Annotated in this window: 10 protein-coding genes; 3 read left to right on the forward strand and 7 right to left on the reverse strand. The window is 41.3% G+C overall.

Annotated features, from left to right (window positions below):
* Window positions 1-3 precede the first annotated feature (3 nt).
* Window positions 4-1,272: an MFS transporter gene (locus GPW69_RS06905; RefSeq protein ID WP_074391836.1), complete on the reverse strand. Its 1,269-nt coding sequence runs from the start codon at window positions 1,270-1,272 to the stop codon at window positions 4-6.
* Between the two features lie 35 nt (window positions 1,273-1,307).
* Window positions 1,308-2,576: an MFS transporter gene (locus GPW69_RS06910; RefSeq protein WP_044761674.1), complete on the reverse strand. Its 1,269-nt coding sequence runs from the start codon at window positions 2,574-2,576 to the stop codon at window positions 1,308-1,310.
* A 271-nt stretch (window positions 2,577-2,847) separates the two neighbouring features.
* Between GPW69_RS06910 and GPW69_RS06915 the strand changes: the two genes are divergently transcribed.
* Complete coding sequence (locus GPW69_RS06915; protein ID WP_029171371.1) at window positions 2,848-4,335, forward strand: DUF1846 domain-containing protein; 1,488 nt, start codon at window positions 2,848-2,850, stop codon at window positions 4,333-4,335.
* 86 nt (window positions 4,336-4,421) lie between these two features.
* Here GPW69_RS06915 and ptsP read toward each other — a convergent pair whose 3' ends face one another.
* The 5 genes from ptsP to acnA all read right to left on the reverse strand — a co-directional run bounded on the left by ptsP (window position 4,422) and on the right by acnA (window position 11,547).
* Complete coding sequence (gene ptsP, locus GPW69_RS06920) at window positions 4,422-6,155, reverse strand: phosphoenolpyruvate--protein phosphotransferase (protein ID WP_074391835.1); 1,734 nt, start codon at window positions 6,153-6,155, stop codon at window positions 4,422-4,424.
* Window positions 6,156-6,159: 4 nt separating this feature from the next.
* Window positions 6,160-6,423: a phosphocarrier protein HPr gene (locus GPW69_RS06925; protein WP_002936050.1), complete on the reverse strand. Its 264-nt coding sequence runs from the start codon at window positions 6,421-6,423 to the stop codon at window positions 6,160-6,162.
* Window positions 6,424-6,578: 155 nt separating this feature from the next.
* On the reverse strand, window positions 6,579-7,760 hold the full coding sequence (gene icd / locus GPW69_RS06930) for an NADP-dependent isocitrate dehydrogenase (protein WP_074391834.1): 1,182 nt from the start codon (window positions 7,758-7,760) through the stop codon (window positions 6,579-6,581).
* A gap of 2 nt (window positions 7,761-7,762) precedes the next feature.
* Window positions 7,763-8,881 (reverse strand): citrate synthase, encoded by a 1,119-nt coding sequence (locus GPW69_RS06935; protein WP_074391833.1) that lies wholly within the window; start codon window positions 8,879-8,881, stop codon window positions 7,763-7,765.
* Window positions 8,878-11,547 (reverse strand): aconitate hydratase AcnA, encoded by a 2,670-nt coding sequence (acnA, locus tag GPW69_RS06940; RefSeq protein WP_074391832.1) that lies wholly within the window; start codon window positions 11,545-11,547, stop codon window positions 8,878-8,880. Before acnA ends, GPW69_RS06935 begins: the two co-directional genes overlap by 4 nt.
* 386 nt (window positions 11,548-11,933) lie before the next feature.
* On the opposite strand from acnA, the gene nrdH reads away from it, so the two are divergent.
* Window positions 11,934-12,152 carry a glutaredoxin-like protein NrdH gene (nrdH, locus tag GPW69_RS06945; RefSeq protein ID WP_004299071.1) on the forward strand — a complete coding sequence of 73 codons (219 nt, stop codon included), beginning with the start codon at window positions 11,934-11,936 and terminating at the stop codon, window positions 12,150-12,152.
* Window positions 12,153-12,184: 32 nt separating this feature from the next.
* A complete protein-coding gene (nrdE, locus tag GPW69_RS06950) occupies window positions 12,185-14,344 on the forward strand; it encodes a class 1b ribonucleoside-diphosphate reductase subunit alpha (protein ID WP_074391831.1) in 2,160 nt (719 codons plus the stop codon).
* The last annotated feature ends 32 nt before the right edge of the window (window positions 14,345-14,376 follow it).

Genomic DNA, 14,376 nt, shown 5'->3' on the forward strand with positions numbered 1-14,376 from the left:
TTTCTAAACTTGAGCTACTTCATTTTTAGGTTTATGACCCACAAGAATAGTATAGCCTACTAGCCCCACAGAAAGCAAGAGGAAGATAAGGGAGATGCTTGTGACAGACAAAAGTGTCACCATCAGAGCTACCAAGGCTTGACCTGCAAGCATGCCAATATTAAATATAGTCCCCATTCCTGCATTGATTGTCGCCAATTTATCCTCTGGCAATTCATTCATTATCAGGGCATACAATTTTGGATTGATAATACCAGCCGTCATGGTATTGAGTAAGATAACTACCATTACAATATAGATATTATGAAAGTAAAATCCGACAAACAGCATGACCGACAAACCTGTACAAAATTTGAGCAGGTTGGATAAGCTGACATGTTTGAAGAAAGCCATGCCTAAACTAGAACCAAGGATGTAGCCGACAGAAAAGAGATTAAAGACCAAGGCAAGAGTTATTCCAGAATTGACAATCACGAAGTCTGGAAATTCCTTCATAGCCAGGATAACCAAGGGAGATACGGCACTAATAACCGTATTGATACCCGCAATGGTCAGAATAGAAGTCTTTAGTACAGGGATGTTTTGAATGGCTTGATAAGATTCTTTTAGGCTCTGACCGACTCCTTTGATAAGGCCTGCTTCTGTTTCAGTTTGTTCAACTTCTTGGATAGGATTTTCTTTCAACAACTTGGCAAAAGCTGGACGAAGACCTGACATAATCGCAAGACTGACCAAGAAGGTCCCTGCATTGAAAAAGGCGAGATTCTGGTAAGACATGAAGCCGATGAGAATAGCACCGCTAGATCGAAAGACAATCATCAAGATGCCGCCCACGGTATTCTTAAAAGCCATGGCTGTTTCACGGTCTTCTGCTGCAACAACCCGCAGGCTAAGTGGCATATAAAGACCGTTTTCATATTGGCCAGCCAAGTCAGACAGGAAATTCACCATACAAACGACTGCTACAATCCAGAGAGCTGGTGTAAATCCCATTAGGAAGCCAACAAGTGCATATAAACCGAAACGTACAACTAAGGTAGCTAGAATGGTATCCAATTTGTTTTTTGTCCGATCAGCCCAGATTCCCATAAAAAGTCCCGACAAGATTGGCAGAGTTTCAGAAACCGTAATCATAGCCAGAGCAAACTTGGTATCTGGTAGAAACAGGACATAGTTCATCAGAGCTAGATAGTAAAGCGTATCTCCAAAGTTGGAAATCACATCTGCTAGGTAACTGAACAAGAATATTTTATTACAGATAATTTTTTTCACAAGCGATTTTCCTTCTAGTAGTCAAATTTTTCTATCTATGCACTAGCTACAATCTTTTCAGGATTTTTTCCTGTAAAAATGCTATATCCCAACAATCCCACAGAAAGCAAGAGGAAGATAAGGGAAATACTGGTCGGAGACAAGAACATTACCATCAATGACACCAAGGCTTGACCTGCTACCATACCAATCTGACAGAAGGCATCAATCCCTCCACCAACTGTCGCCAATTTATCCTCTGGCAATTCATTCATAACCAGAGCACCCATTTTCGGATTGAAAATTCCCAAAGTCATTGCCGTTACGAAGAGAACAGCTAGCACCATATAGATATTGTGAAGAAAAATCCCTGAAAAAAGTAAGACTGGCATAAGAGTAGAGAACTTGAGCAGGTTGATTAGACTGACATTTTTAAAGGCTGCCATCCCCACGCTTGAACCCAAAATACTACCAACTGAGAAGAGAATGGAAATCAAAGCCACCGTTGTCCCCGCATTGACAATTACAAAATCTGAAAACTCCTTCATATTTAAAACCACCAAGGGAGAGAGAGCTGTAAAGATGGCATTCAAGCTAGCAATGGTGATGATTGACGCTTTAAGTACGGGAATATTCTGCACAGCTTGGTAGGATTCTTTGAGGCTCTGACCAATTCCTTTGACAATCCCAGCTTCAGTTTCTACTTGCTCGGCCTGCTGGATAGGATTTTCTTTCAGTAATTTAGCAAAAGCTGGACGAAGAATTGCCATAATAGCCAGACTAACCAAGAAGGTACCAGCATTGAAGAAGGCAAGTTGTTGATAAGACATAAATCCGATCAGGATGGCTCCGCTGGCTTGAAATGCAATCTGAAAGAGTGATTTGACTGTCATTTTGAAGGCCATGGCTGTTTCGCGATCCTCTGCTGCCACAACCCGCAGGCTGACAGGCAGATAAAGACCATTTTCATATTGACCTGCCAAATCAGACAAGAAGTTGATGACACATACGACTGCTACAATCCAGAGAGCTGGGGCAAAGCCCATTAAGAGACCAACAAGGGTATACAGGCCGACACGAACCAGCAGGGTTGCAAGAATGGTATCCAATTTATTTTTCGTCTTATCTGCCCAAATCCCGATAAAGAGACCTGCCAAAATCGGCAAAGTTTCAGAAGCCGTAATCATAGCCAAGGCAAACTTGGTATCTGGTAGAAACAGGACATAGTTCATCAAAGCCAGATAGTAAAGCGTATCTCCAAAGTTAGAAATCAAGTCTGCCACAAAGCTAGATAGAAATAATTTATTGTTGACTAGTTTTTTCATAAACATCTCCTTAAACTTAGATTAAATATTTGTTTAATATTATTTTACACTTTATTTAAATAAAGTCAATACTTAATTTTATAAAAATTAAATATTTTTTAAGCATTTGTTTAATTTTTGTTCCATCTGACTTTTTCTTGACAAGATTAGCACAGTTTGTTATAGTATTGTTCGGGCACCTCTTTTGAGAGGTCGGAGAAAAGGCTCCCTAGTTTTAGGGAGCTATTTTTGTTTTTCCCAGAGAAAATTACACATTTGGAGGACTTATTGGATGAAGAAAATCGCATTTGATTCAAATAAATATTTGAATTTGCAACGTGACCATATTTTAGAACGAATTGCTCAGTTTGAAGGCAAGCTCTATATGGAATTTGGCGGAAAAATGCTGGAAGATTTCCACGCAGCCCGTGTTTTACCTGGCTATGAACCAGATAACAAAATCAAACTCCTCCAAGAGTTGAAAGACCAAGTAGAAATCGTCATCGCCATCAATGCCAGTAATATCGAACATTCTAAGGCACGTGGCGACTTGGGTATTTCTTATGACCAAGAAGTCTTCCGCTTGATTGACACCTTCAATGATATTGATATTTATGTTGGTTCTGTCGTCATTACCCAATACCGCAACCAACCAGCTGCGGATGCCTTCCGCAAGCAGTTGGAAAAACATGGTATCAAGTCCTATCTCCACTACCCAATCAAAGGCTATCCTTCTGATATTGACCACATCATCTCACCAGAAGGTATGGGCAAAAATGACTACATCGAAACCAGTCGCAATCTCGTCGTTGTTACCGCACCTGGACCTGGTTCAGGTAAATTGGCGACTTGTATCTCCCAACTTTACCACGACCAACTGCACGGCGTAACATCAGGCTATGCTAAGTTTGAAACCTTCCCTGTCTGGAACTTGCCTCTCCACCACCCAGTCAACCTGGCCTATGAGGCGGCAACTGCCGACCTGGACGACCTCAACATGATCGACCCCTTCCACCTGCAAACCTACGGCAAAACTGCGGTCAACTACAACCGTGACATCGAAGTATTCCCTGTCCTCAACCGTACCTTTGAACGTATTTTGAACAAATCACCATATGCCTCACCGACAGACATGGGGGTCAACATGGTGGGCTACTCCATCGTAGACGAAGAGGCTGCGATCGAAGCATCCAAGCAAGAAATCATCCGCCGCTACTACCAGACCTTGGTTGATTTCAAGGCAGAGCGGGTGAGCGAGCAAGCAGTTAAAAAGATTGAGCTCCTCATGAATGAAGTCGGTGTGACACCAGCCGATCGTAAGGTTGTTATCGCTGCGCGCGAAAAAGCAGAGCTGACAACTAGCCCTGCCCTTGCTATTCAGTTGCCAACTGGAGAGATTGTAACAGGTAAAACATCAGACCTCCTCAAACCAACTGCAACTGTTCTTCTCAATGCCATCAAGCAAATCGCACAAATCGATGATGAAACACTTCTCATCGAACCAAATTACATCCGCCCAATTCAAGAATTGAAGGCAGATTATCTGGATAAAACCAATACACGACTCGATGCAAGTGAGATTCTTAACGCCCTTGCCATCACTGCACAAGACAGCCCTCTTGCAGCGAGTGCCATGAAAGAATTAGGGCAATTAAATGGTAGCGAAGCCCATTCGACTGTTATCCTATCCGATGAAGATAAGAGTGTCCTTCGTAAGCTTGGGATCAATTTAACATTTGATCCAATTTACCAACACAATAAGTTTTATCAGAAAAACTAAGCACAAAAATAGACTTGCCTCGGCAAGTCTATTTTTGTTATAGAAAAAACAAGGATATTTCTACCCCTGTTTTCCCTTTTTATCTATTAGTTGAAATCAACATACTCTTTTTGAAGTTCAAGAACTTCTTCTGCCGTTGCACATTCTGTCAAGGCACGGTGAGCATATTCTTCCATCTTAGCTGTATCAAGTTTCTTCATAAGGCTACGTGTACGAAGTACAGATGTTGCACTCATAGAGAACTCATCCAAGCCCATACCTACAAGAAGTGGAACAGCTTGTTGGTCACCAGCCATCTCACCACACATACCAGCCCATTTGCCTTCTGCATGCGCAGCCTTGATAACGTTGTTGATCAAGCGAAGGATTGATGGGTTGTATGGTTGGTAGAGGTATGAAACTTGCTCGTTCATACGGTCTGCAGCCATTGTGTACTGGATAAGGTCGTTCGTACCGATTGAGAAGAAGTCAACTTCTTTTGCAAATTGGTCTGCAAGCATTGCTGCTGCAGGGATTTCAATCATGATACCAACTTGGATATCATCTGCAACTGCTACACCTTCAGCCAACAAGTTTGCTTTTTCTTCTTCAAGGATTGCTTTTGCTGCACGGAATTCAGTCAACAAGGCAACCATTGGGAACATGATACGAAGTTTACCATGTACAGATGAACGAAGAAGGGCACGCAACTGAGTACGGAACATTTGGTTGCCGGTCTCAGAGATAGAGATACGAAGGGCACGGAAACCAAGGAATGGGTTCATTTCGTGTGGAAGGTCGAAGTAAGGAAGCTCCTTATCACCACCAATATCCATTGTACGAACCACAACAGGCTTGCCATTCATACCTTCAAGAACAGCCTTGTAAGCTTCGTATTGCTCATCTTCTGTTGGGAAGTCTTGCGAATCCATGTACAAGAATTCTGTACGGTAAAGACCAACTGCTTCAGCACCGTTATCGTTTACACCTTCAACGTCTTTTGGTGTACCGATGTTTGCTGCCAATTCAAAGTGTTTGCCGTCAGCTGTAACTGTTTGAGCATCTTTCAAAAGAGCCCATTCAGCTTTTTGCTTAGCATAGGCTTCACCAGCTGCTTTAAATTCTGCAATCACTTCTTCAGAAGGGTTAATCACTACATCACCTGTGATACCGTTAACAGCCAATACATCACCGTCTTTAACGATTTCAGTAATGTTATTTGTACCCAAAACAGCAGCAATTTCAAGTGTACGAGCCATGATAGCTGAGTGACTTGTACGACCACCAATGTTCGTTACAAAAGCTTTTACAAACTGTTTGTTTAATTGCGCTGTATCTGAAGGTGTCAAGTCATGCGCGATAACGATTGACTCTTCGTCGATAGTTGCTGGGTTTGGCAAGCGAACACCAAGCAAGTGTGCCAACACACGTTTTGCTACGTCACGAATATCTGCAGCACGCTCTTGCATGTATGGGTTATCTTCCATACCTTCAAAGATAGCGATAAACATATCCGTAACTTCTTTCAAACCAGTCTCAGCGTTTGTTTTCTTCGCACGAATTGTTTCCTTAATCTGACCAATCATTTCTGGGTCAGCAAGAACCATCAAGTGTGCATCAAATACGGCTGCGGCCTCTTCACCTAGGCTAGCTACTGCGTTCTCACGAATAACAGAAAGCTCGTTTTGAGATGCTTCTAGAGCAGCATCCAAACGAGCTTCCTCTGCATTTGTATCTTCAACTGTAACAGTTTCGAAGGACAAATCTGGCTGAACGAGTAGATATGCCTTAGCAACAGCAACACCATCTGATGCTGCGATTCCTTTAAGCATTTCTGTCATATTCTTATGCCAATCCTTCTTTTTCCATTGTTTCAGTGATAGCTGCGATTGCGTCGTCAGCATCAGCACCTTCAGCAGAGATTGTTACGTCAGCGCCTTGACCAACACCAAGACTCATAACACCCATGATAGATTTAAGGTTAACAGACTTTTCTTTGTAGTTCAAAGTGATGTCTGAAGCAAACTTACTAGCTGTTTGCACAAGCAAAGTTGCCGGACGTGCGTGGATACCTGTTTCTGCCACAATGTGGAAGTCTTTTGAAGCCATATTTGGATTCTCCTTTATTTTTACAAAATTGTGAGTTATTTGTGATAACCCTTACAAAGGACATTATACCACTTTTTGAAATCATTTTCAAGATTTTTTTACCTTTCTTTCATGTTTCTGTCATAAAAAGAGAGGTTCATTTTACTTTTTCTTCATTAAATAGAATCTATTAGAACTTCTGAAAATTGACTAGTAGATAGATGAGCAACGTCCAAAATTTTAGCAAAATCAAGCGTAACATTTTTATTTATAAAAGCGTCTTCCAAGGCCTGAATAATCAAAGTTGCCGCTTCTTTCCAGCCTATATATTCCAACATCATACAAGCCGAAAGCAAGAGGGAACATGGATTAGCCAGATCCTTTCCTGCAATATCAGGAGCAGTTCCATGTGTCGCTTCAAAGATAGCATGACCTGTCTGATAATTAATGTTAGCACCTGGTGAGATGCCTATTCCTCCGACCTGTGCCGCAAGAGCATCTGATGCATAATCTCCATTTAGATTTGTAAGAGCAACCACTTGGAAGTTTTCCGGCGCCAATAAAATCTGCTGCAGAAAGTTATCCGCAATAATGTCATTTACTACCAAAGTCCCCTCTGCAAGTTCTGTAGCAAATTCTTCTTTCGCCAATTCATAACCCCACTTGCGGAAACCGCCTTCTGTAAACTTTTGAATATTTCCCTTATGAACTAAGGTCACTATCTTCAGTTGATGTTCTAAGGCATATTCTATTGCAGAGCGAATGAGGCGTTTACTCCCTTCTTCCGAAATCGGTTTGATACCAATACTTGAAGATTCTGGAAAACGAATATTTACCACTCCCATTTCTTCTTGCAGAAAGGAAATGACTTTGGCAACTTCATCTGAACCAGCCTCCCATTCAATACCTGCATAAATATCTTCTGTATTTTCACGAAAAATAGTAATATCTGTCTTTCCAGGCTCTTTCAGCGGACTTGGCACTCCCTTAAAATAGCGAATCGGGCGCACACAGGCATACAAATCTAATTCTTGACGAAGTGCAACATTAAGAGAACGATGACCTTTCCCAATCGGCGTCCCCAAAGGACCTTTGATTGCAACTAAATACTCACGGATTATTGACAATGTCTCATTCGGCAAAGAAGTTCCCGTTAATTCATAAGCCTTTTCTCCTGCAAAAACCTCCCTCCACTGAATAGAACGTTGACCTGCATAGGCTTTTTTCACTGCAGCATCAATAACTTTTTGACTGACTGACCAAATATCCCTGCCAATACCATCTCCTTCAATATAAGGAATAACGGGACAATCTGGGACGATTAACCGTCCCTCTCTCATCAGGATTTTTTCTGCCATATTTACCTCTTTCCAATCGGGATGTAAACCAAATTCCTACCACCTAAGTAGGAAGAGCGCGGACGAATCAATTTATTATTTTTCCGTTGTTCCTGGACATGTGCAATCCACCCCGCCATACGGCTCATTGCAAAAATCAATGTAAAAATATCACTATCAATACCTAGCACATGGTAAACTGTCGCCGAATAAAAATCTACGTTTGGAATTAAACCTTTTTTGTTTTTAATAAAACTCTCTACTTCCTCTGACAATCTATAAAACGCTTCATCGTCTGTTCCGAATGTCAAATCACGCGCCATCTCCTTCAAGTACTCTTGACGAGGATCAACCGTTTTATAGACTCGATGGCCGAATCCCATAATTTTTTCCTTCGAATCCAGCTTCTTCTGCAAATATCTCTCGGCATCACCACCCTCACGAATAGCCAGCAACATGTCAAACACTCGTTCATTTGCACCACCATGCAATGAGCCTTTCAGAGTCCCAATTGCCGTGGTGACACAAGAATATAAATCCGTTAACGTTGATGCCGTGACACGCGCAGCAAAAGTAGACGCATTCAATTCATGATCAGCATGAAGCACCAAAGCTTTGTTAAACGCTTTGATTTGCAAATCACTCGGCTCCTCACCGTTCAGCATATAAAGAAAATTCGCCGCAAAACCAAGATCAGCCCGCGGTTCGATTGGAACCAATCCGCGTCTCAAACGAGCAAATGTTGCAATAATTGTCGGAACCTTGGCCATAATCTGAATAGATTGTTCATACAAAGCTTCTAACGAATTCTCCTCAGCGTGTACATTATATACTCCAAGGAGAGATACTGTCGAACGCAATACGCTCATAGGATGCAAATGTCGCCGCGATTGAATCAGAATACATTGCTCTACCGCATCTGAAATCGCATATTCTTTTCGCAGGCTTTTCTCAAAATAATTTAATTCAATCTGAGTTGGCAAATGCAGGTTCCACAGAAGATAGATGACTTCCTCAAAAGAAGCGTTATTCTCCATCAATTCAGCAATGTCATATCCTGCATAGGACAAGCGGTCATTTTCAATTGCACTGATTCGCGTATCACAGGCAATCGCATCTTTTAACCCATTCGTTTCTGTCATACCTTTCCTCCTAGTTTCTTTCTTACTACCATAGGTAAAATACCTCCGTGACGATAATAACGAATATCCGCCTCTGCATCAAACCGCACCAGAGCTTGAAACTCCTTTGTAACATCGTCTGTTTGCACATGGACTGTTACAATTTGACCAACACTGACATCTTCTGGCAAGTCGATTGTATAGCTTTCGTGTCCAGTCAAGCCAAGACTTTCTGCCGACTGACCTTCTAAAAATTGTAAAGGAAGAACACCCATCATCACTAAGTTTGAACGGTGAATCCGCTCAAATGACTCAGCAAGAACAGCCTTCACACCAAGTAAACTTGAACCTTTGGCTGCCCAATCACGGCTTGACCCCATCCCATAGTCTTTACCAGCAATAACAATACTACCGATACCAGCTTCCTTATATCTCATAGCCGCATCATAGATTGAAAGAATCTCATCACCAACTCTTGTCCAACCACCAATTTTTCCATCTGCCAGCTCATTCTTTATACGAATATTTGCAAAAGTCCCACGCATCATGACTTCGTGATTTCCACGACGACTTCCATAAGAATTAAAATCCTTATAAACAATGCCATTTTCTTCGAGATAACGAGCGGCTGGACTCAATCGTGCAATATTCCCTGCCGGGGAAATATGATCTGTCGTTACAGAATCGCCAAATTTAGCCAAAACAGATAAATTTTCCAGTGGTTTTATGGATAAATCTGCCTGCATATTGTCAAAATAGGGCGGATTTTGAATATAGGTAGAAGAGGAATTCCAATTGTAATTCTTATCTGTCTTTGTTTCAATCGCATTCCAAGCCTGACTATCTGTAAATACCTGTTGGTATTCTTCCTTATAAAGGTCACGAGTCACATAACGCTCAATGTAGTCATCTACTTCCTCACGACTTGGCATAATGTCCGCAAGGTAGACAGCTTGTTGCTTCTCGTCATACCCCAGCGGATCCCTTGTTAAATCTACATTCATATTTCCCGCAATAGCATAGGCAACTACTAGCGGAGGGCTCGCTAAGAAATTAGCTTTTACCAATGGATTAATCCGTCCTTCAAAGTTACGATTTCCAGATAATACCGCAGAAACCAATAAATCTTCTTCCTTAATCGCCTCCGCTACTTCGGGACGCAGATCACCTGAGTTACCGATACAAGTTGTACAACCATAACCAACCAAATTGAACCCTAAGGCATCTAGATAGGTCTGTAAACCTGATTTTTTCAAATAGCCAGTCACTACTTTTGAGCCTGGTGCCAATGACGTCTTGACTGTCTTAGAAACTGCCAGACCTTTTTCTACCGCATTTTTTGCCAGTAATCCTGCCGCCAAAAGGACATACGGATTGGATGTATTTGTACATGAGGTAATCGCCGCAATAGCAACATGACCTGTTTGAATTTGCTCCTCTCCTTCAACATACTTAACCGTGGCTGTTTTATCTAACTCTGCTTCCTCCAAACCAAATCCACGCACACCTACTTCACGTATTAAACTAGCCTGAAACTCTGCTTTTGCATCTGTTAATTCGATCAAATCTTGTGGTCTTTTAGGACCAGAAATAGATGGAACTACTGTCGATAAATCCAATTCTAAAACCTTGCTATAAGACGGAAAATGTTCAGCATCATAGAATAAATAATTAGCCTTAGCATAGGCTTCTGTCAACTCCACGTGCTCCTCCGAACGGTTGGTCAATCTCATATAATGTAAAGTTTCTCCATCAATCGGGAAATAGCCACAAGTCGCACCGTATTCTGGAGCCATATTAGAAACAGTTGCTCGATCCGCTAATGTAAGAGAAGATAAACCTGGTCCAAAGAATTCGACAAACTTCCCAACTACATTTTCCTGACGTAGAAGTTGAGTGACTTTAAGCGCCAAATCCGTTGCAGTGGCAACCTTAGGCAATTGCCCAGCTAGGCGAACACCAATCACCTCAGGGATAGGAAAATAAGATGCTTCACCCAACATTGCAGCTTCCGCCTCAATACCACCCACACCCCAACCAAGTACACCAATACCATTAATCATGGTCGTATGACTGTCTGTACCAAACATAGAATCTGGATAAAGCAAGCCATCCTTGTTGATAATAACATCGCTTAGAAATTCAATGTTTACCTGATGGATAATTCCTGTCGCTGGAGGCACTGCACGATAATTTTCAAAGGAATTCTCTGCCCATTTCAGAAATTCATAGCGTTCATTATTTCTTTCGAACTCTAAGTCAATATTTTTCTCCAGAGCATCTTCAGTCCCAAAAAAATCAACTTGAACAGAGTGGTCGATGACTAAATCCACTGGAATTTCTGGGTTAATCAATTCAGGGTTTCCACCTGCTTTCACCACCGCATCACGCATGGAGGCTAAATCTACCACAACAGGAACACCTGTAAAATCTTGCAAAATAACACGACTAGGTTTAAAGGGGATTTCTCCTTTAGGAGATGCCGCCTGATAATGAAGCAACTCCATTATGTGATTTTTTGTAACGTCTACGCCATCTTCTTTTCTTAAAAGACTTTCTAATAAAATACGAATAGTATAGGGAAGTGAATGAATATCCACTTTTTCTTCCGTTGAAATCGAATCCAATGCATAATATGAATATTCTCTCCCTTTATGAAACAAGCTTTTTCTATGTAATTTTTCCATATTTTATAACCTCTTTCAGCATTATTGAATAGTATAGTACAAAATGTAATATATATTCAATACATGTATAACTATAAATGTTATATTTTGTGACAACGTATGTTTCCTTCAAAATATTATGACATTTGCAGAAAAGCTAATCTATATTTTACCGAGAGATTGTTAGGGTTATCAAACTAAATAGAAACAGCTATGTAAACGCTATTTTTCGACTTAGCGGCAATGAGCGGAGGTACAATATATGGTGTTTTATAAAAATATTATGCACTATATTTTGTGATTTTAAATAAACTTCCTTCTTGACTTTAACCTTAAAATCTTGTATCCTAGATTGGTAACAAAATTGGGATTTTTTATTAATCCCTCATGGACAAAGGAGAAATTGAATGGTAACGATCTATTCAAAAAATGATTGTGTACAGTGTAAAATGACCAAGAAATTCTTGGACCAACATAGTGTAGATTATAAAGAAATCAATCTAGATGAACAGCCTGAATTTATCGATCACGTAAAAGGTCTCGGTTTCTCAGCTGCACCTGTTATCGAAACTGAAAATGATGTTTTCTCAGGTTTTCAACCAGGAAAACTAAAAGCCTTGGTTTAACTCCCTACTGTTTATAGAAAGAGATTGCGACTATGAGTTTAAAAGAGCTAGGCGATGTGTCCTACTTCCGTTTAAATAACGAAATCAACCGTCCTGTTAATGGGCAAATCCCACTCCACAAGGACCAAGAAGCGGTTAAGGCCTTCTTTAAAGAAAACGTCCTCCCAAATACCAAGCAATTTGATTCCATTTTGGACAAGATTGCCTTCTTATTAGAAGAAAATTATCTTGAGAAAGAATTTTTGGACCAATACAGTTCAGAATTTATCATTAAAATTGATCAATTCTTGAAAGACCAAAATTTCCGCTTCAAGTCTTTCATGGCTGCCTACAAGTTCTACAATCAGTATGCCCTCAAAACAAATGATGGCGCCTATTACTTGGAAAGTATGGAAGATCGTGTTCTCTTCAACGCCTTGTATTTTGCAGAAGGAAATGAAGAGTTGGCACTCAACTTGGCTAACGAAATGATTCACCTTCGTTACCAGCCAGCAACACCTTCTTTCCTCAACGCAGGTCGTGCCCGCCGTGGTGAGTTGGTATCGTGTTTCCTCATTCAAGTCACTGACGATATGAACTCGATCGGGCGTTCTATCAACTCTGCTCTGCAATTGTCCCGTATCGGTGGTGGTGTCGGTATTTCCCTTAGCAACTTGCGTGAGGCAGGTGCTCCAATCAAGGGCTATGAAGGGGCGGCTTCTGGGGTTGTTCCTGTTATGAAACTCTTCGAAGACAGCTTCTCCTATTCTAACCAGCTTGGGCAACGCCAAGGGGCTGGGGTAGTGTATCTGGATGTTTTCCACCCAGATATTATTTCCTTCCTTTCGACTAAGAAAGAAAATGCCGACGAGAAAGTTCGTGTGAAGACCTTATCACTCGGTATCACCGTTCCTGATAAATTCTACGAATTGGCACGTAAAAATGAAGACATGTACCTCTTCAGCCCATACTCAGTTGAGTTGGAATACGGTGTCCCTTATAGCTACCTTGACATCACAGAAAAATACGATGAATTGGTGGCAAACCCTCGCATTCGTAAGACAAAAATCAAGGCACGCGACTTGGAAACAGAAATTTCTAAACTGCAACAAGAGTCTGGCTATCCTTACGTCATCAACATCGATACAGCTAACCGTAGCAACCCTGTTGACGGCAAGATTATCATGTCAAACCTCTGTTCGGAAATCCTTCAAGTTCAAACACCAAGCATTCTTAATGATTCGCAAGAATACTTGACCATGGGTACTGACGTTTCATGTAACCTCGGTTCAACTAATATCGTTAACCTGATGAAGTCACCTGATTTTGGACGTTCTGTTCGTACAATGACACGCGCTTTGACTTATGTCACAGATCATTCACACATTTCTGCTGTACCATCTATTGAAGCAGGAAACAGTCAGGCGCATTCAATCGGTCTTGGTGCCATGGGACTTCATTCTTACTTGGCTCAGAACTTGATTGATTACGGATCAAAAACAGCCGTAGAATTTACCAACATCTACTTCATGCTCCTCAACTACTGGACCTTGGTAGAATCAAATAACATTGCCCGCGAACGCAAGGCAACTTTCCATAATTTTGACAAATCAAAATACGCAGACGGCACTTATTTCGATAAATACGTGACTGGTGACTACCAACCACAATCTGACCGTGTCAAAGAACTCTTTGAAGGGATTTTCATTCCAAGCGGACAAGATTGGGCTGACCTCCGTGAGAAAGTCATGGCAGATGGTCTTTACCACCAAAACCGACTAGCTGTTGCTCCAAACGGTTCTATCAGCTACATCAACGATGTCTCTGCTTCTATTCATCCAATCACACAACGGATTGAGGAACGCCAAGAGAAGAAAATCGGTAAAATCTACTATCCAGCAGCTGGCTTGGCAACAGAAACTATTCCATTCTACAAGTCTGCCTACGATATGGATATGCGTAAGGTCATTGATGTCTACGCTGCTGCAACAGAACACGTCGACCAAGGTTTGTCACTCACTCTTTTCCTTCGCAGCGAGCTTCCAAAAGAACTCTATGAATGGAAAAAAGAGAACAAACAAACCACACGTGACCTCTCTATCCTTCGTAACTACGCCTTCAACAAAGGTATCAAGTCTATCTACTACATCCGTACCTTTACCGATGACGGCGAAGAAGTCGGCGCAAACCAATGTGAAAGTTGTGTGATTTAAGACACTAACATTCATTGATGCTAAAGCATCTA

It is taken from the genome of Streptococcus suis (genome assembly GCF_902702775.1).
Taxonomy (GTDB): Bacteria; Bacillota; Bacilli; order Lactobacillales; family Streptococcaceae; genus Streptococcus; species Streptococcus hashimotonensis.